Annotated in this window: 23 protein-coding genes; 11 read left to right on the forward strand and 12 right to left on the reverse strand. The window is 64.5% G+C overall.

Going from position 1 to position 22,929, the window contains the following annotated elements:
• Window position 1 precedes the first annotated feature (1 nt).
• The 3 genes from AC1DXM_RS22980 to efp all read right to left on the reverse strand — a co-directional run bounded on the left by AC1DXM_RS22980 (window position 2) and on the right by efp (window position 2,982).
• Window positions 2-799 carry an endonuclease/exonuclease/phosphatase family protein gene (locus AC1DXM_RS22980; RefSeq protein WP_112564939.1) on the reverse strand — a complete coding sequence of 266 codons (798 nt, stop codon included), beginning with the start codon at window positions 797-799 and terminating at the stop codon, window positions 2-4.
• Window positions 800-881: 82 nt separating this feature from the next.
• The gene (locus AC1DXM_RS22985) at window positions 882-2,342 is read right to left on the reverse strand and encodes a phospholipase D-like domain-containing protein (protein ID WP_477236453.1); all 1,461 of its coding nucleotides are present in this window, start codon (window positions 2,340-2,342) and stop codon (window positions 882-884) included.
• Between the two features lie 70 nt (window positions 2,343-2,412).
• Window positions 2,413-2,982, reverse strand: coding sequence for an elongation factor P (efp, locus tag AC1DXM_RS22990; protein WP_477236455.1), 570 nt, complete (start codon window positions 2,980-2,982; stop codon window positions 2,413-2,415).
• 129 nt (window positions 2,983-3,111) lie between these two features.
• On the opposite strand from efp, the gene epmA reads away from it, so the two are divergent.
• The 3 genes from epmA to AC1DXM_RS23005 all read left to right on the forward strand — a co-directional run bounded on the left by epmA (window position 3,112) and on the right by AC1DXM_RS23005 (window position 6,094).
• Window positions 3,112-4,152, forward strand: a complete 1,041-nt coding sequence (gene epmA / locus AC1DXM_RS22995) for an EF-P lysine aminoacylase EpmA (RefSeq protein ID WP_477236457.1) — start codon at window positions 3,112-3,114, stop codon at window positions 4,150-4,152.
• 211 nt (window positions 4,153-4,363) lie between these two features.
• Complete coding sequence (locus AC1DXM_RS23000; protein ID WP_477236459.1) at window positions 4,364-5,569, forward strand: ROK family transcriptional regulator; 1,206 nt, start codon at window positions 4,364-4,366, stop codon at window positions 5,567-5,569.
• A 6-nt stretch (window positions 5,570-5,575) separates the two neighbouring features.
• Window positions 5,576-6,094, forward strand: coding sequence for a peptide deformylase (locus tag AC1DXM_RS23005; protein ID WP_477236461.1), 519 nt, complete (start codon window positions 5,576-5,578; stop codon window positions 6,092-6,094).
• Here AC1DXM_RS23005 and AC1DXM_RS23010 read toward each other — a convergent pair.
• The 7 genes from AC1DXM_RS23010 to AC1DXM_RS23040 form a co-directional block, all read right to left on the reverse strand.
• Entirely contained in the window at window positions 6,091-8,100 is a 2,010-nt protein-coding gene (locus AC1DXM_RS23010) for a beta-N-acetylhexosaminidase (RefSeq protein ID WP_477236463.1), read from the reverse strand. The two genes, AC1DXM_RS23005 and AC1DXM_RS23010, sit on opposite strands and share 4 nt — an antisense overlap.
• 28 nt (window positions 8,101-8,128) lie before the next feature.
• Window positions 8,129-8,605, reverse strand: a complete 477-nt coding sequence (locus AC1DXM_RS23015; RefSeq protein WP_477236465.1) for a GNAT family N-acetyltransferase — start codon at window positions 8,603-8,605, stop codon at window positions 8,129-8,131.
• Between the two features lie 15 nt (window positions 8,606-8,620).
• Window positions 8,621-9,559, reverse strand: coding sequence for an ABC transporter ATP-binding protein (locus tag AC1DXM_RS23020; protein ID WP_477236467.1), 939 nt, complete (start codon window positions 9,557-9,559; stop codon window positions 8,621-8,623).
• Window positions 9,556-10,362 carry an ABC transporter ATP-binding protein gene (locus tag AC1DXM_RS23025; protein ID WP_477236469.1) on the reverse strand — a complete coding sequence of 269 codons (807 nt, stop codon included), beginning with the start codon at window positions 10,360-10,362 and terminating at the stop codon, window positions 9,556-9,558. Before AC1DXM_RS23025 ends, AC1DXM_RS23020 begins: the two co-directional genes overlap by 4 nt.
• A complete protein-coding gene (locus AC1DXM_RS23030; protein ID WP_477236471.1) occupies window positions 10,359-11,261 on the reverse strand; it encodes an ABC transporter permease in 903 nt (300 codons plus the stop codon). The genes AC1DXM_RS23025 and AC1DXM_RS23030 overlap by 4 nt, the downstream gene beginning before the upstream one ends.
• Window positions 11,258-12,241, reverse strand: a complete 984-nt coding sequence (locus AC1DXM_RS23035) for an ABC transporter permease (protein WP_477236473.1) — start codon at window positions 12,239-12,241, stop codon at window positions 11,258-11,260. The genes AC1DXM_RS23030 and AC1DXM_RS23035 overlap by 4 nt, the downstream gene beginning before the upstream one ends.
• Before the next feature lie 144 nt (window positions 12,242-12,385).
• Entirely contained in the window at window positions 12,386-14,104 is a 1,719-nt protein-coding gene (locus AC1DXM_RS23040; RefSeq protein ID WP_477236475.1) for an ABC transporter substrate-binding protein, read from the reverse strand.
• Between the two features lie 323 nt (window positions 14,105-14,427).
• On the opposite strand from AC1DXM_RS23040, the gene AC1DXM_RS23045 reads away from it, so the two are divergent.
• The 6 genes from AC1DXM_RS23045 to lpxK all read left to right on the forward strand — a co-directional run bounded on the left by AC1DXM_RS23045 (window position 14,428) and on the right by lpxK (window position 20,009).
• Complete coding sequence (locus tag AC1DXM_RS23045; protein ID WP_477236477.1) at window positions 14,428-15,771, forward strand: TldD/PmbA family protein; 1,344 nt, start codon at window positions 14,428-14,430, stop codon at window positions 15,769-15,771.
• Window positions 15,758-16,558, forward strand: a complete 801-nt coding sequence (locus AC1DXM_RS23050) for a 3'(2'),5'-bisphosphate nucleotidase CysQ (protein ID WP_477236479.1) — start codon at window positions 15,758-15,760, stop codon at window positions 16,556-16,558. Before AC1DXM_RS23045 ends, AC1DXM_RS23050 begins: the two co-directional genes overlap by 14 nt.
• Before the next feature lie 68 nt (window positions 16,559-16,626).
• A complete protein-coding gene (locus AC1DXM_RS23055) occupies window positions 16,627-16,872 on the forward strand; it encodes a DUF4170 domain-containing protein (RefSeq protein WP_477236481.1) in 246 nt (81 codons plus the stop codon).
• A gap of 5 nt (window positions 16,873-16,877) precedes the next feature.
• Entirely contained in the window at window positions 16,878-17,666 is a 789-nt protein-coding gene (locus AC1DXM_RS23060; protein ID WP_477236483.1) for a lysophospholipid acyltransferase family protein, read from the forward strand.
• Window positions 17,663-18,979, forward strand: a complete 1,317-nt coding sequence (gene waaA / locus AC1DXM_RS23065) for a lipid IV(A) 3-deoxy-D-manno-octulosonic acid transferase (protein WP_477236485.1) — start codon at window positions 17,663-17,665, stop codon at window positions 18,977-18,979. The genes AC1DXM_RS23060 and waaA overlap by 4 nt, the downstream gene beginning before the upstream one ends.
• A gap of 1 nt (window position 18,980) precedes the next feature.
• Window positions 18,981-20,009: a tetraacyldisaccharide 4'-kinase gene (gene lpxK / locus AC1DXM_RS23070; protein WP_477236487.1), complete on the forward strand. Its 1,029-nt coding sequence runs from the start codon at window positions 18,981-18,983 to the stop codon at window positions 20,007-20,009.
• 25 nt (window positions 20,010-20,034) lie between these two features.
• Here lpxK and AC1DXM_RS23075 read toward each other — a convergent pair whose 3' ends face one another.
• Window positions 20,035-20,268 carry a DUF2093 domain-containing protein gene (locus tag AC1DXM_RS23075; RefSeq protein ID WP_112564953.1) on the reverse strand — a complete coding sequence of 78 codons (234 nt, stop codon included), beginning with the start codon at window positions 20,266-20,268 and terminating at the stop codon, window positions 20,035-20,037.
• 114 nt (window positions 20,269-20,382) lie between these two features.
• Here AC1DXM_RS23075 and AC1DXM_RS23080 point away from each other — a divergent pair, with 114 nt between their 5' ends.
• Complete coding sequence (locus AC1DXM_RS23080; protein ID WP_477236489.1) at window positions 20,383-20,985, forward strand: hypothetical protein; 603 nt, start codon at window positions 20,383-20,385, stop codon at window positions 20,983-20,985.
• 17 nt (window positions 20,986-21,002) lie between these two features.
• On the opposite strand, the gene AC1DXM_RS23085 is transcribed toward AC1DXM_RS23080, so the two are convergent.
• On the reverse strand, window positions 21,003-21,929 hold the full coding sequence (locus AC1DXM_RS23085) for a LysR substrate-binding domain-containing protein (RefSeq protein ID WP_477236491.1): 927 nt from the start codon (window positions 21,927-21,929) through the stop codon (window positions 21,003-21,005).
• Window positions 21,930-22,021: 92 nt separating this feature from the next.
• Between AC1DXM_RS23085 and AC1DXM_RS23090 the strand changes: the two genes are divergently transcribed.
• The gene (locus AC1DXM_RS23090) at window positions 22,022-22,915 is read left to right on the forward strand and encodes a DMT family transporter (RefSeq protein ID WP_477236493.1); all 894 of its coding nucleotides are present in this window, start codon (window positions 22,022-22,024) and stop codon (window positions 22,913-22,915) included.
• The last annotated feature ends 14 nt before the right edge of the window (window positions 22,916-22,929 follow it).

Here is a 22,929-nt window from a genome sequence, read left to right on the forward strand (position 1 = left end):
GTTACAAGCTCACAAACGCCGTCAGCGGCAGGTGATCCGACGCCACCCGCGACAGCGGCGTGTCGTGCGCTTCCACCGACGAAACCATGCCATGCCGGTTGGCCATGATGCGGTCGAGCGCCAGCACCGGCAGGCCTGAGGGAAAAGTCGGCACGGCCGGCGGTGTGGCAAAGGTGGTGTGCAGCGTCTTCAGCGCCGAGCGGTTGCCCAGTCGCCATTCGTTGAGATCGCCGAGCAGCAGGGTCGGCCTTTCATCCTGGCTGCTCATAATGTCGAGCACGACGCGGGCCTGTTCGGAGCGCGAGCGGCGCAGCAGGCCGAGATGCGCGGCAATGACGCGCAGCGTGCGCGTTTCGTCGAGGTCGATCTCGGCCACCAGCGCGCCGCGCGGCTCCAGTCCCGGCAGCTTGATCTGATGCACGTCGCGCACCGTGCCGCGCTTGAACAACAGCACGTTGCCGCGCCAGCCATGGCCCTTGCCGTTTCCCGAAACCGGCACCGGCACCAGCCCGGTTTCGTGTTCGATGCGGGCAAGATCGAGCAGCCCGGCGCGGTCGCCGAACCGGTTGTCGGCCTCTTGCAAAGCAATGACGTCTGGGCCGATCTCGCGGATGACGCGGGCGGTCCGTTCGGGATCGAACCGGCGGTCGGTGCCGATGCATTTGTGGACGTTGTAGGAGGCGACCACCATCTCAGCGCCGTCAACCCGCTTGCGCGGCGTCGCGTTCGCCTTGCGCGCTTTCCTGCCGCGGATCGACAGGAGCACGGTTTCAGGAAGGCTGCGTCCGTTTATGTCCATGGGCCTGCGTTCAATCTGTCCTGATTCCTTGTTTTATGCATATCGTTCTCTCAAAACCGGGACCACTTTTGAGCGATATGCATTAGAGATAGGGCGATCCCAGCCATAGCAACCGGTCGAAGACACGGATGACAAATGGCCGCGCTTTCAAGGTCGCGAGTGTCACGGGTTTGGCCGCTGCGATTGCGGCTCCGATGCGCGCTTCGATCTCGGCAGCAAAGCCTGCATCCAGAACCTCGAGGTCGATCTCGAAATTCAGCCTGAGCGACCGGGCATCGAGGTTGGAGGAGCCGACATAGGCCCACACGCCATCGACCGACATGAGCTTCGAATGGTCGAACGACCCTTCATGGCGCCACACCCGGCAATAATGCTTCAGCACCTGATCGTATTGCGCCGTCATGGCGCGGCCGACCAGGAAGAGATTGTTGACCGCCGGCACGACGATATCGATCTCGACGCCGCGCCGAGCCGCCGTGGTCAGCGCGCTGATGAATTCCCGGTCCGGCAGGAAATAGGGCGACATGATGCGGATCGATTTGCGGGCGACGGAAAATGCGCCCATCAGCAATTTGTGGTTGGTTTCGATGCTGGCGTCCGGCCCCGATGCCACGGCCCGCATCAGGATTGGCTGACCGGGCGGCGGCGAGTGTTTCTCGACGTGCCAGACCTCGTCCTTGAGGGCCTCGTTGCCGGCAAAGCGCCAGTCCTCGGCGGCAACCGCAAACAGGTCGGCCACGACCGGTCCAGTGACCTGGAAATGCGTATCCGCCGAACTGGCGGTTCCCGTGAATTTGGCAGAGAATCCCTTGCGGATGTTCATGCCTCCCGTGAATGCGACCGCACCGTCGACGATCAGGATCTTCCTGTGCGTTCTCAAGTTCGCATAGGGAAGTCTCAGGCCCATGACGATGTTGCCGTTGAAGAGGTCGACGGTGACGCCGGCTTCGCGGAGAGTCGTGAGGATGCTGGGCACGGAATAGCGCACGCCGACGGCATCGATCAGCACGCGCACAGTGACGCCGCGCCGCACCGCGCCGGCCAGCGATTCGACGAACAGTTTGCCGACCTCGTCATTGTCGAAGATGTAGGTCTCGAGCAGGACGCTGCGCTGTGCCTCGTCGATCGCCTTGCGCATGGCCGCGTAAGCATCGTCGCCTGTCCTCAGCATGGTGATTGCGTTTCCCGAAAGCAGCCCGCGTCGCGCCACCCTGTCGCCCAATGTCTTCAGGCCGGCAAAGCGTTGGCCGAATTCGGCTGAGATCAGCGCTTCGAGCGCAATGTCGCGGTCGTGTTTGGCTGTCTCGGCTTCGCCGGCCACGGGCCGCATCGCGCTGATCGTCGCGCGGCGGATGCGGTTGATGCCGGCAATGGCATAGATGATGGCGCCCAGGAACGGCGACAAGATCATCACGCCCACCCAGCCGGTGGCGGCGCGGACGTCTTCCTTCGTCATGATGGCGTGGACGATGCCGATAGCGGCCATCAGCATCGGAATGATCACGAGGATCATAGGCCAGTAGGTCACAAAGGTCTGCCACATTGGCAGGACTATCGAGCCAGCGGCCGCAGAAGGCAATGCAAGGGACTAACGAGGACTGGGGCTTGCCGCCTCAGTCCTTCGCCCGCTCCACATAGGAGCCGTCCGCCGTCATCACCACCACGCGGGTGCCGGCGCTGATGTGCGGGGGGACTGCGGTGCGCACGCCATTGGAGAGAACGGCCGGCTTGTAGGAGGACGAGGCCGTCTGGCCCTTGGTCACCGGTTCGGTCTCGACCACCTCAAAGGTGGCGCGCTGCGGCAGCACCAGGGCAATGGCGATGCCGTTGAACTGCGAAATCTGCACCGCCATGCCTTCGAGCAGATAGGGCGCCATGTCGCCGACCACGCTTTCCGACACTGCGACCTGGTCGTAGGTTTCCGGATTCATGAAGTGATAGCCTTCGCTATCGGCGTAGAGGAAGGTGTGCTCGCGGTCCTCGACATAGGCGCGCTCGACCTGCTCGGTGGTGCGGTAGCGCTCCGAAACCTTCACCCCGTCGGAGATGCGGCGCATGTCGAGCTGGGTGACCGGAGTGCCCTTGCCAGGGTGGATGTTTTCGGCAAAGAGGATCACGTAAAGCTTGCCGTCCTTGTCGACGACGTTGCCTTTACGCAGGGAACTGGCGATGACCTTCACCACGGTTTTCAATCCTAGACTTCGTTGGCCTGAAACGATTGTTCGGCGCAAATCGGCTGCGAGAGCCGTCGCCGTAGCGCATCTTGGCGCGAACCGCCAGCCCTGTCAGCGATTCCGTTGCCCGGCAAATCCATGACCGGGGCCTCGCCCTGGTGGACGCCGGACGTTCACGCCGACCGTCGGCCGCGGCTGATGGCGCGCAACGCCATCGCGGCCGCCATGCGCGACTGGTTTGGCGAGCGCGATTTCATCGAGGTCGAGACGGCGGCTCTGCAGATTTCGCCCGGCAATGAGGCGCATCTTTCGGCTTTCGCCACAGAGGCAATTGGTTCTGACGGGGAGCGCCGGCCGCTTTATCTCCACACATCGCCGGAATTCGCCTGCAAAAAACTGCTCGCCGCCGGCGAAAGGCGCATCTTCAGCTTGGGTGCGGTCTGGCGCAACCGCGAGCGCGGCCCTTTGCACCATCCGGAATTCACCATGCTCGAATGGTACCGGGTCGGCGAGACCTATGAAAGCCTGATGGCCGATTGCGCCGAACTGCTCACGCTGGCGGCCGAGCGCGCCGGCGCAAAAACCATCCGCTTTCGCGGCCGCGAGGCCGATCCGTTTGCCGAGCCGGAGCGGCTTAGCGTGGCCGAGGCTTTTCAGTGGCATGCCGGCATCGATCTTCTCGCCACGGTGGCGGCAGACGGCAGCACAGACCGGGACGCACTTCATCAAGCCGTGGTCGAGGCCGGCCTGCGTACGGCGCAGGATGACAATTGGGCCGATCTGTTCAGCCGTGTGATGGTCGAAAAGATCGAGCCGGTGCTGGGGCAGGGGCGGGCCACCATCCTCTATGGCTATCCGATCTCGGAGGCAGCGCTCGCCCGGCCGAGCGCGGAGGATCCGCGCGTTGCCGAACGCTTCGAGCTCTATTGCTGTGGCGTCGAGCTCGCCAACGCTTTCGGCGAACTGACCGATGCGGCCGAGCAGCGCCGGCGCTTCGCCGCCGAGATGGACGAGAAAGAGCGCGTCTATGGCGAGCGCTACCCGCTGGACGAGGATTTTCTCACAGCCCTCGCCATCATGCCGCAAGCCAGCGGCTCGGCGCTTGGCTTCGACCGGCTGGTGATGCTTGCGACGGGGGCTAACAGGATCGACGACGTGATCTGGACGCCGGTCGCCTGAGGAGCGGGCAGGGCGGCTATCTGCCCTTGCGCGGCCGCTTCTGGCTGCCGTGGCGCCAGCAGGTTGGCGACGAAAAGCGGGACTATCGAATCTCCACGTTCGTTCTGAAATGGATGCGATCCGGTTCGGCTGGAACCCGTGCACAATAAATTAAATCAACTTGATTTTCTAAAGTGGTATTCTATGATTATGGAGCCCGGTAACAAGCCATATGACATCCAGAAAAGCCATCTCCGGCACCAATCTCGAACAGGCCAAGTCGCACAACAGGCGCGTGGTGATCGAGGCGATCCGCACCAACGGCGCCCTGTCGCGGGCGTCGATCGCGCGGCTGACGGCGCTGTCGTCGCAGACCATCTCCAACATTGTCGAGGAGCTCGAGCGCACCGAACTGCTACGTCCGGAGGCGACGCTGAAGGGCGCGCGCGGCCAGCCGGCCGTGCCCTATTCGATCAACCCCGATGGTGGCTATTCGATCGGCCTGCAGCTCGACCATCAGCTTGCCGTCGGCGTCGTCACTGACCTCTCCGGCACGATGCGCGCGCGTATCGAGAAAAACGTCGACCGGCCGACGCCTGCCGAGGCCATGCCTCTGCTGGCCGCCATCTCTGCCGAGCTGATCGCCACCTCGCGCCTCGACCGCACACGGCTGCTCGGCATCGGCATGAGCATGCCAGGCCCGTTCGGCGTCGAGGGCCTGACCTCGGTCGGCCCGACGGCGCTGCCCGGCTGGCACGATTTTCCGGTGGCCGAAGAGTTGCAGCGGCTCACCGGCATTGCCGTCATCGTTGAGAACGACGCCACCGCAGCGGCCATCGGCGAACGCCTCTACGGCGTGGCCAAAAACCTCGACAGCTTCGTCTATCTGTTCATCGGCACCGGCCTCGGCGCCGGGCTGTTCCTCAACGGCCATCTCTACAAGGGCAGCCGGCACAATGCCGGCGAGATCGGCCACATCATCGTGCGGCCGGGCGGCCTTGCCTGCGGTTGCGGCAAGCGCGGTTGCCTGGAGCGCTACGTCTCGCTGCGCGCCGCATACGAGACGCTCGATTTGCCGGACCCCGACCATGCCTCGCCCGAGCTGCTCGAGGAATTGCTGGCCAAGGGCGACAGCCGTCTCGACGCCTGGATCGCGGACGCCGTCGAGCCGCTGCGCCAGGCGATCGATGTGCTGGAACTCGCGCTCGACCCGGAAACCGTGGTTCTCGGCGGCTTCATGCCGCTGCCGGTGATCGAGGAACTGGCCAGCCGGCTCGAGCCGCTGCACCTCTCCGTCAGCGCAACCAGCGCCCGCACCACGCCGCGCGTGCTGGTGGGTGCGGCCGGCAAGGACACGTCCGTCCTCGGCGCCGCCGCCTTGCCGATCTTTTCGGAAACCAACCCACAATTCGACGTGCTGCAAAAACCGTTCGGCTGAAATCTTATGGCGGTTCGATCGATCATAAGATTTCCCAATCCGCTCCTGCGTGCTGTCGCGGAGCCGATACAGCTGTTCGACAATGAGTTGTCGAGCCTGGCTGACGACCTCATCGACACCATGCACGCAGCGCCCGGGATCGGCATCACCGCCCCGCATATCGGTATTCTGAACCGCCTGGTCGTGATCCAGCTGCCTGCTGCGGCAAAGCCGGGGATCTATGTCAATCCATCTGTCATCCAGGCCTCGCCCGAAATGATCCGTCAAACAGAAGGCAGCGTTTCGATGCCCGGCGTCACCGAAGAGATCGAGCGGCACGCACGTGTACGTGTTCGCTATCAGGATCTCGACGGCAACGAGCGGTTCGAGGATGCCGATGGACTGCTGGCGGTCTGCCATCAACATGAGATCGATCAACTCGACGGGCTCTTCTGGACGCACAGGCTCTCGCGCCTGAGGCGCGACCGCCTGATCAAGCGCTATGACAAACTGATGCGACCTTCCTGGCCTGACGTCCGGCGCTAGGACAACCCGTAGAGAACCGGCATCAATCCGGCGAGCGCACTGAACCGCTCCCATGACTTTCGCTCCGGCGTGGACCAGCCGGTTTCGGCAAGCGCCGAAAGCCTGGGAAAGACCAGCCGGTCGAAGACGGCTCGGTCGGTCATCGGTTCCGACCAGATGCAGCACTGCACGCCGAGGAAATGCTTCTTCTGTGTTGCGCTCCAGCCTTCGACGGGATCGAAGCCGTAGAGTTTCTCGGGTGATGACCAGCCGGCCCAGGCAGCGCCCGGCTCCGACCATTCCTGGCTGTTGGCCATGTCGAGGTAATAGACCTGTCCCGGATTGACGACGATGTCGTAGCCTTCGCCGGCAAGTGCGGCCGAAACCTCGACGTTGCGCCAGCCATTGAGATAGCTTTTCGTCTTGTCGATGACATTGCCGTGCGCGGCTTCCTCCCAACCACCAGTGATGCAGCCTCGCGATGCCAGGAAGGTCTGGATCCGCTTGAGAAACTGGGCTTGCAGAACGGCAGCACCCGAGCCGTCGATCTCGTCGGCGCCATGCGTGTTGGTGACCACACCGAGCCGCTTGGCATGCGACTGCGCCAGCGCCTCGCCGCCGAGTTCGGCAAGCCGTTTCAGCGCCTGCGGCGAGCCCGACCAGGCACCGATCGGCACTTCGTCGGCGCCGACATGGATCGCCTTGAACGGGAACAACTCGATCATCTCGTCGAAGATCGTTTCGAGCACCCGGTATGTTTCCTCGCGCGCCGGGTTGAGGCAGTTGTTGGGAAACCCTTGCACCGAAAAATACTGGCCGTGCTCGCCGGGGTCGCGCAGCTGCGGCAACGCCTTGAGCATGGCGTAGCAATGGCCGGGCACGTCGATCTCCGGCACCACTTCGATGCCGAACCGACCGGCAAGCCCGACGATGTTGCGGATCGCTTCCTTTGAATAATAGCCGCCGGTCTTGCCGGGGCCTGAGCCAAGCAGTGGCGGGATCGGCAGGTCATGGCCGCGCCAGGCGCCGATGCCGGTCAGTTGCGGATAGGCCGATATCTCGACCCGCCAGGCCTCGTCGTCGGACAGATGCCAATGAAAGCGGTTCAGCTTGTTCCAGGCGAAGATGGCGAGGAACTGTTCGATCTCGGCCGAGGCATAGAACTGGCGCGCCGTATCGAGATGGCAACCGCGCCAGCCCATTGACGGCTCATCATGGATTTGACCCTGCGCCGGGAAGACAAAGGTTGCCGGATGTTTTCGGGCGCCACGCAGAATCTGGCCGAGCGTGATCAGCCCGTAGAGAAACCCGGTGCGCGTCGCCGCCGACACCGTGGCCGCGTCGGCTGTGAAATCAATCGCATAGGCTTCCGGCCCAAATCCGTCTTTGCGGGAAAGATTGATCGGAAAACCGCCTTCCGCCGTGGGGCGCACAAGGCCTTCGACCGGGAACAGTCGGGCACTCAGCTCGGCGAAGGCGGCCACAGCTGCCTTGGCCTCTTCGCCTTGCGGCCTCGGGTCGATGCCGGCTGGAACGGGTAGGGCTCCGGACACCTCGACCTGGCGCGGCCATGGGATGACCGAAATGATGACTGGCGCCACGGCCGGCACCGGGTAGGGCTCGGCGCCGCGCTTCAGCGGCGCGTTGTCGCCTTTCGCTTTCGTAGGCTCGACGGAAAGACGCTGGACGCTGCCATCGGCGAGCACCAGGTACGCGCCGGTGGCGCCGTCGGTCCAATGCCGCAGCGGATAACTCAGGCCGCGCGCCGTCAATGTCCAGGCCGCACCCGGTTCGAGCACGAAGCCGGCGGGCGGTGCGAACTCGGCATGGTTCGACAGCCGCTCGACCAGTGTGGCACCTTCGATGGCGGCCGCCGGGTCGATCCGCGCCGGGCCGCTGATGCAGAGCCGGAAATCCCTGAGCGCCTGCTTTGAGGCGTTGGTGAGCTTCAGCGAATAGGCCAGTGCCTGGTTGCCGGATGCGGGCGTCCAAAAACTCTCCAGCCGCAGGGCAAGTCTCTCGGTCATGGCAATCTCATCATGTAAGCGTGAAAGGTCAGTCGGCCGACTTCAGCAGGCCGGCATAGATGCCGGGCTCCGAATTGGGGATTTGCGTCGCGCCGACAGTGCGTTCGTAGAATTCGGACGGGCCGACATCGCCAATGATGGCGTAAGCGTAGCCCATGGTTTTCAGATCGAGCAGCGAGGCCAAAAGCAGCGCATGGCCGATGCCTTGGCCGCGCACCGCCTCGTCGACGCCGGTCGGACCAAAGAAGCCCCGCGCGATCGATTCATGGCAGGCAAAGCCGACCAGCCTTTCTTCCCTTGTGGCCAGGAAACAGGTCGGCGGCTGGCGCATCATGGAAACAGCCGTCTCGCCGGCCCAGCCGGCACTGAATTTGCGCCGGACCCAGTCGGTGAGCAGCTCATATTCCGGGGCAAGCGCGCGGCGGATGGTGACGCCAGCCTTCGCCACGCGCTGGTCGAGCGCCGGGTCAGGTGCAAGCAAGGAGAGGTTGACCAGATAGTCCATACCAATATCCGTCGTTTATGAGGGTACGCCGAGTGCGCGCACAAAATGGTCCGGCCCGACCTGGTCCACGACTGTGGATGTCGGGCGCGAGCGCCGCCGCACCTCTTCGGCATGGCCAAGAAAACGTGCGCTGTCGCCCGGCACAAAGGGACGGTCCGGGTCGGGCACGGCCGACAGCAGAAGCTGCGTGTAGGGATGGCGCGGATCGCCGATGACGGCATTCGTTGCGCCCCACTCGACCATCTGTCCCGCAAACATCACGATGATGTCTTCCGCGACATGGGCGGCGGTGGCGATATCATGCGTGATGTAGAGCATGGCCAGGCTCTTGTCGCGCTCGATGCGCGCGAGCAGGTCGAGAATGCCGAGCCGGATCGAGACGTCCAGCATCGAGGTCGGCTCGTCGGCGACCAGCACTTCCGGTTGTACTGCGAGCGCCCTGGCGATGTTGATGCGCTGGCGCTGTCCGCCTGACAGCTCGTGCGGGAATTTGTGCGCGGTCAGCTCGGGATCGAGGCCGACGCCGGCAAGCAGTTCCGACACGCCCTTGGTCAGTGCCGCCTTGCCCTTGGCATGGCCATGCAACGCCAGCGGCCGCGCCAGATGGTGATGCACGGTGAACACCGGATTGAGCGAAGCAAAGGGATCCTGAAACACCATCTGGATGGCGCGGCGGTAGGCGCGTTCTTCGGCAGCGGTGCCAGGCTTGGTCGCGTCGCGGCCGCGGAAGGAGAGCGTGCCCGCGGTCGGATGGTCCATGCGCGCGATGATGCGGGCGCAGGTAGTCTTGCCGCAGCCGGATTCACCGACCAGCGCCAACGCGCGACCGGGCCGCAGCGCCAGCGTGATGCCGCGCAGCGCTTGCACAAGGCCGAAGCTGCGTTCGATCGCATCCAGGGCGATAATGGGTTCGGCGTTGACCACTGCCGAGAGCGAGGAGGGAAGCGCGTTCATACGGCCACTCGCGCCCGCGCCGGCAGCTGCGGGATCGAGCCCCACAGCTTGCGCGTATACTCATGCATGGGGGCGTGGCTGACCTGTTGCACGTCGCCGACTTCCACCAGTTCGCCTTTCAACATCACCCCGATACGGTTGCACAGTTGCGACATCAGATGCAGATCGTGGGTGATGAACAGCACGGAGAAGCCGAGGCTGCGCTGCAGGTCGATCACCTGTTCCAGGATTTCACGCTGCACCACCACATCGAGTGCCGTCGTTGGCTCGTCCATGATGATCAGCTCCGGCTCCAGCGCCAGGCAAATAGCGATGACGATGCGCTGGCGCATGCCACCGCTGAACTGGTGCGGATAGTCGCGCAGCCGGTTGGCGGCAATGCCGACCAGCTTGAACATCGCTTCGGCGCGCGCTCGCGACTGCGCGCGGCCGAAGCTGTTGTGTCGGCGCAGCACGTCGTGGAACTGGTCCTCGACGCGCATGAGCGGATTGAGCGAATTCATTGCGCTCTGGAACACCATGCCGATGCGGCTCCACCGCACTTTCTGCAGGCTGGCTTCGGTCAGCTTCAGCAGATCCTGGCCGTCGAGCAGGATCTCGCCACCCGCCACCCAGGCCGGCGATTTGGCCAGCCTGGTGATGGCATAAGCAATGGTGCTCTTGCCGCAGCCGGATTCGCCGGCAAGCCCGAACAGCTCGCCGCGGCCGATATCGAACGACACGTTCTTGACCGCCCGGAAGGCGCCCTTGTCGAGCAGATAGTCGACGCTGAGGTCGCGGACTTGCAGCAGGGGTCCGCTCACCGTGCCGCCTCCAGTTCGCGCTTGCGCTGCCGCGTCAGCCGCAGCCAGCGCGACAGCGCCGGGCCCGAACGCAGTTGCGGGTTGGCGATCTCGTCAAAGGTGAAATTGAGCAGCGCCAGGCCGAGCCCGACCAGGGCAATGCCGAGGGCCGGCGCGCCGATGTCCCACCAGGCGCCGACAATGATCGCCGACGAGTTCTGCGCATTGTAGAGCATCGTGCCCCAGGTGACGTTGAGCGGATCGCCGAAGCCGAGGTATTCGAGCGTCGTCTGCGCCACGATCGCATAGATGATCGAGCCGACGATGTTGATGCCGATCAACGGCACCAGATTGGGCAGGATCTCGACGAAGATGATGCGCCATGAAGGCTCGCCGACCATGCGCGCGGCGGTGACGAATTCACGGTTGCGCAGCCCCATCATCTGCGCCCGCGTCATGCGCGCCCCCCACGGCCAGGAGGTCAGCGTGATGATCGTCATGATGGTGAGCGGCCCCACCGTTCCGGCAAAGGACGCCAGCAGAATGAGCAATGGGATGTTGGGAATAACCAGCACTGCGTTCGTGGCAAGATCGAGCGTCGCGTCGATGCGGCCGCCGAAATAGCCGGCGAAGAGGCCGATCACCGTGCCGAGTGCCGTAATGGCCAAACCTGTGGCGAAGCCGACGGCGAGCGAGGAGCGGGCGCCCCAGACGAACTGGCTGTAGACATCGCGGCCCATCTTGGTCGTGCCGAAATAATGCTCCACTGTCGGCGGCTGATGCGAGCGGCCGACGCGCGCGCCGGGATCGTTCGGCGCCAGGATAGGTGCTGCCAGCGCCATCAGGCAGAGTGCCGCGACGATGATGAAGCCGGCCACCGCCTTCTTTTGCCGGAGCAGGAGTTGCAGCCCGAACCTCATGCCCGCTCCTCGCTGACGCGTGGGTCGACCACGCCATAGATGATGTCGACCAGCAGATTGGCTCCGAGCGTCGCCAATGTCATCAACAGAAGCTGGCCCTGGATGACCGGATAGTCGCGCGCCACGCTCGCCGTGAACAATGTCAGGCCGAGGCCTGGGTAGTTGAACACGATCTCGGTGACGATTGAGCCGCCGAACACCGCGCCCAACATCAGCGCCAGATTGGTCAGAACGGGGAGCATCGCGTTGCGCGCCGCGTAGGAGAACATCACCGCCGTTTCCGACAGGCCCTTGGCGCGGCCCATGGTGACATAGTCCTCGCCGAGCACCGAAATCATCGAGGAGCGCATTGTGGTCTGGAACTCGCCGATCATGAGAGGCGAAAGTGTCAGCACGGGCAGGACGGCGTGCCAGAACACGCTGCCGAAGAAGGTGAAGTTGAGGCCTGGATCAAGGTCGGGATTGTAGGCATAGCCAACCGGAAACCAGCGCAGCGCCACACCGAACGTGAACAGGGCCGCGAGGGCGAAGATGACGGGCGGAATGGCTTTCAGGACGACAGAAAACGGCGAGACGAACGCATCGAAACGTCCGCCTCGCCGCCAGGCTGCCACTGCGCCGAGGGAGACACCGACGCAGAGGGAAAAGATGATGGCGCAGGTGATCAGCAGCGCCGTCCAGCCGGCGGACCTCGCCAGCACCTGCGTGACCGTCTGTGGATAGTATTTCACCGACACGCCGAGATCGAAGGTGGCGAGCCCTTTGATGTAGTCGACAAACTGCAGCCAGACAGGCTGCTGCACGGCGCCGAACCGGGCCTTGATCGCCTCGATGGCCGCGGGCGTGGCGCGCGGCCCAAGCTGCGCGATCATCGAGTCCACCGGGCTGCCAGGCATTAGCCTGGGAAGAGTGAAGTTTACGACGACGGCAAACAGGAAGGCGGCGAAATAGACGCCCAGCCGCCGAAGAGGTATCCGCATTGTCATTCCCCGTGGTCTTCGCTTCAACCGGTGTGACAAGCAGTGCGAACAGGAGAGTAGCCTGATCCGCTTCGCAAGCCACCGCTGGTGCAAAATCGCGCCGCCCTTCCCCTCGCAGTCGAGAGGGGAAGGCGGCTTAACTGTTTATTGCACCGGCTTCAGCCGCAGGAGATGCATCAACCGCATGCGGTTGTTGTCATGGTTCTCGGGGTTCATCACCGGCTCGTCCTTGGTCACCCAGCCGGTGAAGCGCTTGGTCGAATACTGGTACCAGGTCGGGCCGTTGAACACCGGCACGACAGGGAAATCGTCGGCGATGATCACCTGCACCTGGTCGAACAGCTTCCTGCGCTCCTCATCCGTGGTTGCCTTGCGGTAGTCGTCGAACACCTTGTCGAGTTCAGGGTTGGAGTAGCGCGAGTCTGCGTGGACGATGCGTCCGGCGAACGCCGTCGACAGCGTCTGATAGTAGCCGCGGAACGGAGTCGGGCCGTCGGGGCGGGAGTTCATGACGGCGTCGAAAGATCCGTCCAGGAGTTGCTTCTGCCACTGCTCGTATTCCGGCGTGGCGACAGATGCATTGACGCCGATCTTGCGCAATCCCTCGGTGGCGATCTGCACGGCGTCGATCCAGTCGGTCCAGCCATTGGGCACGATGATGACGAAGGCGATCGGCTGGCCCTTCGGCGTGGTGCGCATGCCGTCGGCGCCCTTCTTGTAGCCGGCGTCGTCAAGCACCTTGTTGGCCTTGTCGACGTCGTAGGCCATCCACACATCCTTGTCGCCTTCGGCGGCCTTGTTGCGCCAGGCGTCGAAGCGCGGCGGCAGGCCGCTGGCGTGCAGGTTGACGACGGGATAGCCAAACCCGGCAATGTCGACCATCGCCGTGCGGTCCATGGCCAGGCTGAAGGCATGGCGGAAATTGATGTCGCTAAAGGCTTCGGCCAGCCCCGGATTGGCGGTCTTGAAGTTCATCTCGAAGGCGATCGTTTCCGCCGGCGGCTGCCAGTAGCCATTGTGGTCCTTGTCGAGCGCGACATAGGTCTTGTCGATCTCGGGCAGGAACGAGCCGATCCAGTCCATGTTGCCTTCCGGCAAGAGCGCAAGCATCTGGTCGTTGCCGGCAATCTGCGGCAGCTTCAGGCAGTCTACATGCAGCGAGGCAGCGTCCCAATAATTGGGGTTGCGGCATTGCTCATAGACCTGCGGCGTGAAGCGGCGGATCTCGGTCATCGGGCCGGAGCCGACCGGCTTCTCGTTCTTGAAGGTGAGCGGATCGGCGATATCTTTCCAGATGTGCTCCGGCACGACAGGGAAATCGGCCATCGATTCGGGGAAATGCGTGTCGACGTCCTTCAGCGTGATCTTCACTTCCGTCGGCGAGGGCGCCTCAACCGAAGCCACGCTTTCGCTGACGCCGACGATATCGACGGCCTTGTTCTTGAGCATCAGGTCGAGCGTGTATTTCATGTCGGCCGAGGTCAGCGGCTGGCCGTCCGACCATTTGACGCCGTCGCGCAGCGTGTAGGTGATCGTCTTCAGATCGTCGGAGAATTTATAAGCAGTCGCCAGCCGGAAGATCGGCTTGCCGCCGTCATAGTCGTTGAAGATGACCAGCGGCTCGTAGACGAAATCCATCGTGCTCTGGCGGCGGCCGCCAAGATCGAACGGATTGAAGTTCTGCACCCAGCTCGTCTGCTCCTCGATATGCATGGCGAGCACGGATTCGGCCGCTGCCGGCTTCATGCCCGAGGCAAGGGCGACTGACGCCAAAGCCGCGCCGCCCAAAGCCAAAAATCGGCGCCGGCTGAACCGCTCTCGTCCTGATATCAAGTGGTTGAATGATTGCACGCGACCGAGCATCTTTTCTCCTCCCTGAGCAGACTGATCAATGATGTAAATCAAATTGATTTAATCGTAGGCGAAAGCGGGCGTCAACCCTGCCTTCTGCGGAAAGGGCTGCTGTTTCGAGAAAGTTCGGAGCCTTGCCTCCGCGCAGTCGGCTTACCATCACCATCGCCTTGGCTTAGATCGCGAGCGCGGCGGCGCGGATGGGCTTTGCGGTCTGCTCGGGCGCTATGCCGCAGCGGCGCAATTGCCCATGCGCCATTGCACAAGCCGCATCGGGACAATAGATGGTGCAGCAGCCGCTACCGCCCGGCGCGGCTTGAAGCCAGGACATGCGCATGACCGATACATCAGAGGCAGCGAAATTGACCGACCGCGTCGCGGCACTGGTCGAGGCTGCCAAAAAGGCTGGCGCCGATGCTGCCGATGCGGTTGCCGTGCGCGGCCGCTCGACCGGCGTGTCGGTGCGGCTGGGCAAGGTCGAGAACACCGAATCCTCCGAAGGCGACGATGTCTCGCTGCGCGTCTTTGTCGGCAAACGGGTGGCGAGTGTCTCGGCGACGGCGGCATCGGACCCCAAGGCGCTGGCCGAGCGCGCCGTGGCGATGGCGAAAGTCTCGCCCGAGGATCCCTATCAGGGTCTCGCCGATCCGGCTTTGCTGGTCGGCAAGGTGCGCGACCTCGATCTGTTCGACGCCACCGAGGTCTCGGCCGATCAATTGAAGGAAGCGGCTTTGGCCGCCGAGGAAGCGGCCCTTGCCGTCAAGGGCGTCACCAATTCGGCCGGCAGCAGCGCCAGCGCTGGGCTGGGCGGGCTGGTGCTCGCGACGTCGAACGGCTTTGTCGGCCACTATGTCGCCTCGCGCTTTTCGCGCTCGGCCAGCGTCATTGCGGGCGAGGGCACCGGAATGGAGCGCGATTACGAATATTCCTCGCACCAGCATTTTTCCGATCTCGACGCCCCCGAGCTGATCGGCCGCAAGGCCGGCGAGCGCGCCGTGCGCCGCCTCGGTGCCCGCAAGGCGGCGACCGGTCCGGTCAACGTCGTGTTCGATCCGCGCGTCGCGCGCGGCATTGCCGGCCATCTTGCCGGCGCCATCAACGGCGGCTCGGTGGCGCGCAAGACCAGCTTTCTGCGCGAGATGATGGGCAAGCAGGTTGCATCGGTCGATATCACCGTCACCGACGAGCCGCTCCGGCGCCGCGGCCAGGCCTCGCGTCCCTTCGACGGCGAAGGCGTCGAGGGCGAAAAGCTGCTGATGGTCGAAAACGGCGTCCTGAAGCACTGGTTCCTGTCGACGTCCGCCGCGCGCGAATTGGGACTGACCACCAACGGACGCGGTGCGCGCAGCGGCTCGTCGGTATCGCCGTCATCGACCAATCTCGCCATCGAGCCGGGCGACAGGACGCCGGAAGATCTGATCAAGTCGCTGAAATCAGGCTTTTACGTCACCGAAGTATTCGGCCAGGGCGTCGACATGGTGACCGGCGAATACAGCCGCGGCGCGTCCGGCTTCTGGATCGACAATGGCGAGCTTGCCTATCCGGTGGCCGAGGTGACCATCGCCTCCAATCTGAAGACGATGTTCCTCAACATGGTGCCGGCGAGCGACCTCGACCGCAATTTCGGCACCGCCGCACCGACGCTGCTGATCGAAGGCATGACCCTTGCCGGCGCGTGACCCGGTCATATCGGCTGCAGAAGACCTCGAGCTTTTGCGCGATGCCGCCCGCGAGGCCGGCGCCATCGCCATGCGCTATTTCGGCAAAAACCCGCAAGTGTGGATGAAGGGCGGCACCTCGCCGGTCAGCGAGGCCGATCACGCGGCTGATGCCTATTTGCGTGAGACCCTGCTCGCGGCGCGGCCGGACTATGGCTGGCTGTCGGAGGAAACCACCGACGATCCGGCGCGGCTTCTGGCGCGCCGCACCTTTGTCGTCGATCCCATCGACGGCACCCGTGGCTTCCTCGAAGGCCTGCGCTCCTGGTGCGTCAGCGTCGCCGTGGTCGAGGACGGCCGCACGCTCACCGGCGTGCTCGAATGCCCGGCCAAGGACGAAACCTATTGGGCGCTGCCCGGACAGGGCGCATTCCTTAATGGCAAGCCCATTGCCGTGCGTCGCTTGGGCGAGACGGTCGAAATCGGCGGGCTGAAGCAGCTGATCGACCTTATGCCGGCGGAGTGGCAGAGCCGGGTGCATCGCGCGGCGCACATTCCCTCGCTCGCCTACCGGCTGGCGATGGTCGCCAACGGCATGCTCGACGCCACCTTCGTCAAGCCCAACGCGCATGATTGGGATATTGCCGCCGCCGATCTCATCCTGCGCGAAGCCGGCGGCGCCGTGCTCGACGGGCATGGCCGCGCGCCGCTTTACGCCGGCGAGGTGATCCGTCACGGAGCCTTGGTCGCGGGCAGCGGGAAGCTGCTCACCGTGCTTGCCGGCGTCATTGCCGGTACGGAAGCGTGATCGAAGGTTCCAAAGTCGACAGCTTTGGTCTAGACCTGTCACAAACTCACAATATGTGAAGGACCGAAATGGCCGCGGAAGACGGAAAGAAACAGCTTTTGCACCTGGTGTTTGGCGGCGAGCTGAAGAAGCTGGGTGGTACCGAGTTCCGCGATCTCGACGCGCTCGACATCGTCGGCGTCTATCCGGACTACCAAACCGCGCACAGCGCGTGGAAAGCCAAGGCGCAAGCCAGCGTGGACAATGCCCATATGCGTTATTTCGTCGTTCATCTGCACCGGCTGCTCGACCCTGAAAGCAAGGCCGGCAGTTGACAGCGATGGAGCATGAAGCGGTGAAAGGGCAGCCCACCGGCGCCGCGGCCAGAAGAGGGCGCGGCGGCAGCACGAAGACGTTCTGGCGCAAGATCCGCGAGCCATTGGCGCAGTCGCGAATCGTCAAGAGCATCATCGTCAGCCTGCTCGCCTGGTTCGTTCGCCTGGTGCGCTTGACCAACCGCATGGTCGAAGGCTCGGCGCAATTCTCCGGCGGCGCCTACGCCAAGTTCGAGCCCGGCATCATCGCGCTGTGGCATGGCCAGCATCTGCTCACGCCCGCCTATTATCCAAAGGGTCGGCCGCTGGTCGCCATGGTCTCGCGCAGCGCCGATGCCGAGCTCAACGCGCTGATGATCGAGAAATTCGGCATCGAGGCGGTGCGCGGCTCCGGCGGCCGCGAAAGCTCGAAGCATCTCGACAAGGGCGGCGCCAAGGCGCTCATTGCCCTGAAAAAGTCACTCGTCGCCGGCAAGAACGTCGCCATGATCGCCGACATTCCCCACGGCACGCCGCGCGACGCGGGGCTGGGCATCGTTCTGCTGGCACGGCTTTCCGGCCGGCCGATCATGCCGGCCGCCATTGCCACCAGCCGCCGCAAGGTGCTGGAGAGGAGCTGGGACAAGACCACCATCAACCTGCCGTTCGGCCGCTCCTCGATCGTCATTGGAACGCCGGTGTTTGTGCCGGCCAATGCCGACGAGGCCGAAATGGAGCGCAAGCGCCAGGAAGTCACGGCCGCGCTCAATGCCGCAACCGCCGAGGCCTATCGCCTCGTGGACGGCAATCCATGAGCGAGCGCTGGGCGCGCGCCTTCCTGACGGCGTACCGCTTCGCCGGCGCAGCCGCTTATCCGCTGATCGGGCCTTACGTTGCCTGGCGCACGTCGCAGGGCAAGGAAGACCGCAGCCGCAGCCGCGAGCGCTACGGCGTCGCCGGGCGGCCGCGCCCGGAAGGCCCGGTGATCTGGATCCATGCCGCAAGCGTCGGCGAGACCATTGCGGTCGTGCCGCTGGTGCAAAGCATCCTCGACTACGGCGTCAACATCGTGCTGACGACGGGCACGGTGACTTCGGCGCAGGTCGCCGACGAACGGCTCGGCGACCGCATCATCCACCAATATGTGCCGCTCGACCTCAAGCCGGCGGTCAGCCGCTTCCTCGATCACTGGCGGCCGGACCTGGCGATCATCGCCGAATCCGAAATCTGGCCGATGACCATCCTCGAACTCGGCGCCCGTCGCGTGCCGCAGGTGCTGGTCAATGGCCGGCTGTCCGACCGCTCGTTCAAATCCTGGAAGAAGCGCGCCAACATCGCCGAGGCGCTGTTCGAGAACCTCGCCCATGTCGTTGCCCAGTCGGATGTCGACGGCGAGCGGTTTCGCGCGCTTGGCGCCCGGCCGGTCACCGTGTCCGGCAACCTCAAGGTCGACACCTTGCCGCCGCCGGTCGACGAAAGGACTCTGGCGGCGCTGAAGCGCCAGATCGCCGGCCGCCCGACCTGGGCGGCGATCTCGACCCATGACGGCGAAGAGGTGGTCGCCGCCGAGGTCCACGCCATGCTCTACAAGCGCCACCATGGCCTGCTGACGATCATCGTTCCGCGCCACCCCGACCGCGCCGAAGCGCTTGCCGCGCAGATTTCCGGCATGGGCCTGAAGCTGGCGCGGCGCAGCAAGGGCGACCGGATCACCGCCGACACCGATATCCTGCTCGGCGATACGATCGGCGAGATGGGGCTTTATCTCCGGCTGACGGAAATCGCCTTTGTCGGCCGCTCGTTGACCTCGGAAGGCGGCCAGAACCCGCTGGAGCCGGCCATGCTCGACACCGCTGTGCTTGCCGGCCGCAACGTCCAGAATTTCCGCGAAGCCTATCAGCGTCTGCTCGACAGTGGCGGCGCCAAGCTGGTGCGCGACCGCGACATGCTGGCCGGTGCCGTCAATTTCCTGTTGAGCAATGAAGTCGCCCGCCATGAGATGATGGCGGCCGGTGCCGCCACCGTCGACCAGATGCGCGGTGCGCTGGCGCACACGTTGAAGTCGCTCGAGCCTTACATCCAGCCGCTGATCGTCAAGTCGCGCCTGAAGGGCGCCGACGGGCGCTAGGGTGGCGTCCGAAGCGCCACCTTTCTGGTGGGAAGCGCCGGACTGGCGGGTCTTCGCGCTGTCGCCGCTATCAGCGGTCTACGGCATGGTCGCCGGCCGCCGCATGCGCCGCGCGCCGCGCGAAAAGATCGACGCGCCAGTGCTTTGCGTCGGCAATTTCACCGTCGGCGGCAGCGGCAAGACGCCGGTCGCCATCGCGCTGGCAAAGCAGGCCAGGCGCATGCAGCTCAATCCCGGCTTCCTGTCGCGTGGCCATGGCGGCTCGTTCGCGCAGCCGCATATCGTCGATGTCAGCCACGACGCTGCCAAGCATGTCGGCGACGAGCCGCTGCTGTTGGCCGAGCACGCGCCGGTTGCGGTGAGCCCCAACCGCGCCGCCGGCGCCAAACTGCTCCTGGAAGCCCATGGCTGCGATTTCCTGATCATGGATGACGGGTTTCAGAGCGCGCGCATCCATATCGATTATGCGCTGGTCGTCGTCGACGCCCGCTACGGCATCGGCAATGGCCGCGTCATTCCGGGTGGGCCGCTGCGCGCCAACATCGTCGATCAGCTGGTCTTCACCGACGGGCTGCTGAAGATGGGCGAGGGCACCGCCGCCGACCAGGTCGTGCGCCAGGCCGCGCGCGCCGGCAGGCCGATCTTCGAGGCGCATGCCGAGCCCGGCGGCAAGGAACGCTTCGCCCGTCGGCGTTTCCTCGCCTTTGCCGGGATAGGTCATCCCGAAAAATTCTTCGACACGCTGCGCGACACAGGCGCTGAGGTGGCGCTGAGCCGGTCGTTTCCGGACCATCATTTGTATGCCCCTGACGAGCTCACTGAGCTGGCGGCAACCGCGCGCCGCGAGGGACTGGGCCTCGTCACCACCGCCAAGGACGCCGCCCGGCTGCGCCATGGTGCAGCCTCGGCCGAATTCCTTGGCCAACTCGACGTGCTGGAGATCGACGCCACGTTCGAGCTCGACAACGTGCCCGAACGCATCATCGACGAGACGCTGGACGCCTGGCGCCAGCGCAAGCTGCGGGGCTGAGTTCGGTGCGGCAGGTGAGCTGGCGTCAGCGCCGGCTGCGCAACTCCGGATGCGTTTCGATCTCGCGGCGCAGCGAGGCGGCGGCGCTGACATAGGGCTCCTGCCTGGCGACACTCCAGTATTTCAGCTCGTCCAGTGGGATGCTCTCGCCGGTCACCGCGCAGCGCACGAATGCGCCGGGGCTGGTGACCTGGAAGTCGCCGTCGAGATAGCGAATCCGGGCTTCCTTGCCGCCAGGGCCTTCGAAACGGTTCATCATGGGGTGATGCCAGAGTTCATGCTGATTTCATCGCCATAAATTGCCGGCAAGGTCAAGCTTGACGCAATGCTGAGGCTCTATTGTCGCGTCGCAAACCATTCTTATGGGACCGGCATGGACATTTCATCCGCCCGCCTGACCGCCCTGCTGCGCGAAGCCATGGTATTGGCGGCGGTGCCGTCGGCGAAGGCCGACCCGGCGAAAACGGTCCTTATCAAGGCGCTGGTCCAGCCATCGCCGCCATCTGGCGCGCCTTTGCCGCCGGCAGCGGTGCCAGCGCTGCAGGCTCAGTTGTCCGCCACCCCCACCAAGGCGCAGCAGACAGGATCTGCCGAAATCCTGCAGGCCTATCTGGCAATTGCCGAACCAGGCGCCGGAGCGCCAGATGCTGCGGCGCGGCCGATACGGGCCTTGGCGGCAGCACCGGCAAACGACGACGGACAGCACGGTTTGCCGGTGTTGCCGCCAAGGAACGACGATGGCGCTGCTGCGAAACCCGCAGGCCTGCCATGGCTTGCCTTTCTCGTCCCTGAAGTTTCGCCGCAGTCTCGTGCCTCCGCAACCAATGCAGCGGCGAAACGAGGGCAGGCGACGCCTCGATCGAATGGCGCAGTCCAGCCCGAAAGCCAGGAAGAGATGCGTATCGGGCTGATGGCGGTGGGGGCCGGGTTTTTGGCCGTCGCGATTGTCGGGCTCGTCCTGCTGGTGCTTCGCTGAGCACCGAACGATCGTCGCTAGCGTTCGGCTTCGAGGAACGCTTCCATCTTTTCCATCGCCAGCCCCGCCTCGATTGCGATGCGGCGCGAAAGTTCGGCGGCAGCAGTACGCGGCCGTCCCAGCGGCCGGTCGAGCCAGTATGACACCGGGTTGAGCGCGGTGCGCTCATCGACGGCGACGATGCGGCCCGCCTCCAGCTGTTGCCCGGTCAATGGCGGCCGCGCCAGCGCGATGCCGAGCCCATAGGCGGCGGCATCCAACACCAGATTGTAGTCCTCGAAGCGGCGGTCCTGCGGGCGCGGGCGGTAATCCATGCCTTGCGCGGCAAACCAGGCGCGCCAGCCCGAAGCGTCGGAATCGTTGATCAGCGGAAATTTGAGCAGCCGGGCAGGGTCGCCGCGGCCGATCTCGCGGGCAAGGCCAGGTGCGGCGACAGGGAAGACATGCTCCTCGAACAGCTTGACCGAGATGCGGCCCGGAATGCCGCCGCGCCCGCAACGGATCGACAGGTCGATGCCCTCGTCGGCAAGGTCGGCCTGGCGGATGTCGACATCGAGGACGATGCGCAGCTTGCTGGGATTGTTCTCCAGCGCCGCCATCCGCGGCATCAGCCATAGCCCGCTGACCGAGGGGATCGAGGTCAGCCGCACCACGGCGGTGCCGCGCGGCTCGACCCAGCGGTCGGAATGGGTGGAGATCAGCGCAAAAGCTTCCGCCGTGCGCAGATGCAGACGGTTGCCCTCGATGGTCAGCGAGACGCCGCGCGCGCCGCGGTCGAACACTTTCAGGCCCAGCCAGTCCTCCAGCTTGGCGATCTGCCGGCTGACGGCGCCATGGGTGATGTTGAGCTTCTCGGCGGCGGCCGAAAAGCTGCCGGTGCGTGCCGCCGCATCGAAGGCCCGCAGTGTCTCGAGCGGCACCATTGTGTCTGAGCTGTGATCCATAGTCACAGGTGACCCTCGATTTGATCGTTTGTCAACAGAGTCGAAAAGGCGCTTTCTGGCTTTCGAGACCCAAAAACACGAAGGACAGTGAGATGAGCGCAACGACCAGCACGTCGAATCCGACACAGCGGATGGACACCACAGCGGCCATCGCCGTGGCGCTGACGGTGGTCGGTTGGGCGTCCGCCTTTCCCGCGATCCGCGCCGGCCTCGCCGCCTTCGGGCCGCTCGAACTCGGTGCGCTGCGCTTTGCCATCGCCGCGGTACCGGCGGCGATCTTTCTTGCCGTCAAACGCCCGGCGCTGCCGCGGCTCGACGAATTGTGGCGCCTCGCCTTTGGCGGCGCGATTTTCGTCGCGCTCTACACGGTCATGCTCAACTACGGCGAACTGACAGTTTCGGCAGGTGCGGCCGGCTTCATCATCAATGTCAGCCCGATCTTCACCGCCATCATGGCAATGGCATTGCTGGGCGAACGCTTCTCAGGGTGGGCCTGGTTCGGCACGGCGATTTCTTTCGCCGGTATCGGCATCATCGCCGTGGCCGACGGCAATGGCTTGCATTTCGACACCGGCGCGCTGTTGGTTCTGGGCTCCGCGCTGTGCTCGGCCGTCAACACGATCGTTCAGAAGCCGCTGTTTGCCCGCCATCACCCGCTAACCATCTCGGCCTCGAACATGATCCTTGGTGCTCTTTGTCTGGCGCCCTTTCTGCCAAGCGGCTTTGCGCAGGCAGCGGTCGCCAACACAGCCGGGATCGGCGCCGTCATCTTTCTCGGCATCGTGCCGAGCCTGATCGCCTATGCCGCCTGGGCAACCGCTCTTTCGCGTCTGCCTGCGGCGCGCGCGTCAAACTTCCTCTATCTGGTTTCGCCCATGTCGGCCCTGATCGGCTTCTTCTGGCTGGCCGAAGTGCCGACGCTGCTCGGCATCGTCGGCGGCGCGCTGGCGCTTGGCGGTGTCATCGTGGTGAATTTGAAGCGCTAGATCAGATGGTTGGA

The organism is Mesorhizobium sp. P3_A2 (assembly GCF_056403115.1).

What these genes read in the sequence shown, in the direction of transcription:
- AC1DXM_RS22980 (WP_112564939.1), bottom strand. Translation starts at nt 799, where the DNA reads ATGGACATAAACGGACGCAGCCTTCCTGAAACCGTGCTCCTGTCGATC.
- AC1DXM_RS22985 (WP_477236453.1), bottom strand. Translation starts at nt 2,342, where the DNA reads ATGTGGCAGACCTTTGTGACCTACTGGCCTATGATCCTCGTGATCATT.
- epmA (WP_477236457.1), top strand. Translation starts at nt 3,112, where the DNA reads ATGACCGGGGCCTCGCCCTGGTGGACGCCGGACGTTCACGCCGACCGT.
- AC1DXM_RS23000 (WP_477236459.1), top strand. Translation starts at nt 4,364, where the DNA reads ATGACATCCAGAAAAGCCATCTCCGGCACCAATCTCGAACAGGCCAAG.
- AC1DXM_RS23005 (WP_477236461.1), top strand. Translation starts at nt 5,576, where the DNA reads ATGGCGGTTCGATCGATCATAAGATTTCCCAATCCGCTCCTGCGTGCT.
- AC1DXM_RS23010 (WP_477236463.1), bottom strand. Translation starts at nt 8,100, where the DNA reads ATGACCGAGAGACTTGCCCTGCGGCTGGAGAGTTTTTGGACGCCCGCA.
- AC1DXM_RS23015 (WP_477236465.1), bottom strand. Translation starts at nt 8,605, where the DNA reads ATGGACTATCTGGTCAACCTCTCCTTGCTTGCACCTGACCCGGCGCTC.
- AC1DXM_RS23020 (WP_477236467.1), bottom strand. Translation starts at nt 9,559, where the DNA reads ATGAACGCGCTTCCCTCCTCGCTCTCGGCAGTGGTCAACGCCGAACCC.
- AC1DXM_RS23030 (WP_477236471.1), bottom strand. Translation starts at nt 11,261, where the DNA reads ATGAGGTTCGGGCTGCAACTCCTGCTCCGGCAAAAGAAGGCGGTGGCC.
- AC1DXM_RS23035 (WP_477236473.1), bottom strand. Translation starts at nt 12,241, where the DNA reads ATGCGGATACCTCTTCGGCGGCTGGGCGTCTATTTCGCCGCCTTCCTG.
- AC1DXM_RS23040 (WP_477236475.1), bottom strand. Translation starts at nt 14,104, where the DNA reads ATGCTCGGTCGCGTGCAATCATTCAACCACTTGATATCAGGACGAGAG.
- AC1DXM_RS23045 (WP_477236477.1), top strand. Translation starts at nt 14,428, where the DNA reads ATGACCGATACATCAGAGGCAGCGAAATTGACCGACCGCGTCGCGGCA.
- AC1DXM_RS23055 (WP_477236481.1), top strand. Translation starts at nt 16,627, where the DNA reads ATGGCCGCGGAAGACGGAAAGAAACAGCTTTTGCACCTGGTGTTTGGC.
- AC1DXM_RS23060 (WP_477236483.1), top strand. Translation starts at nt 16,878, where the DNA reads ATGGAGCATGAAGCGGTGAAAGGGCAGCCCACCGGCGCCGCGGCCAGA.
- waaA (WP_477236485.1), top strand. Translation starts at nt 17,663, where the DNA reads ATGAGCGAGCGCTGGGCGCGCGCCTTCCTGACGGCGTACCGCTTCGCC.
- AC1DXM_RS23075 (WP_112564953.1), bottom strand. Translation starts at nt 20,268, where the DNA reads ATGATGAACCGTTTCGAAGGCCCTGGCGGCAAGGAAGCCCGGATTCGC.
- AC1DXM_RS23080 (WP_477236489.1), top strand. Translation starts at nt 20,383, where the DNA reads ATGGACATTTCATCCGCCCGCCTGACCGCCCTGCTGCGCGAAGCCATG.
- AC1DXM_RS23085 (WP_477236491.1), bottom strand. Translation starts at nt 21,929, where the DNA reads ATGGATCACAGCTCAGACACAATGGTGCCGCTCGAGACACTGCGGGCC.
- AC1DXM_RS23090 (WP_477236493.1), top strand. Translation starts at nt 22,022, where the DNA reads ATGAGCGCAACGACCAGCACGTCGAATCCGACACAGCGGATGGACACC.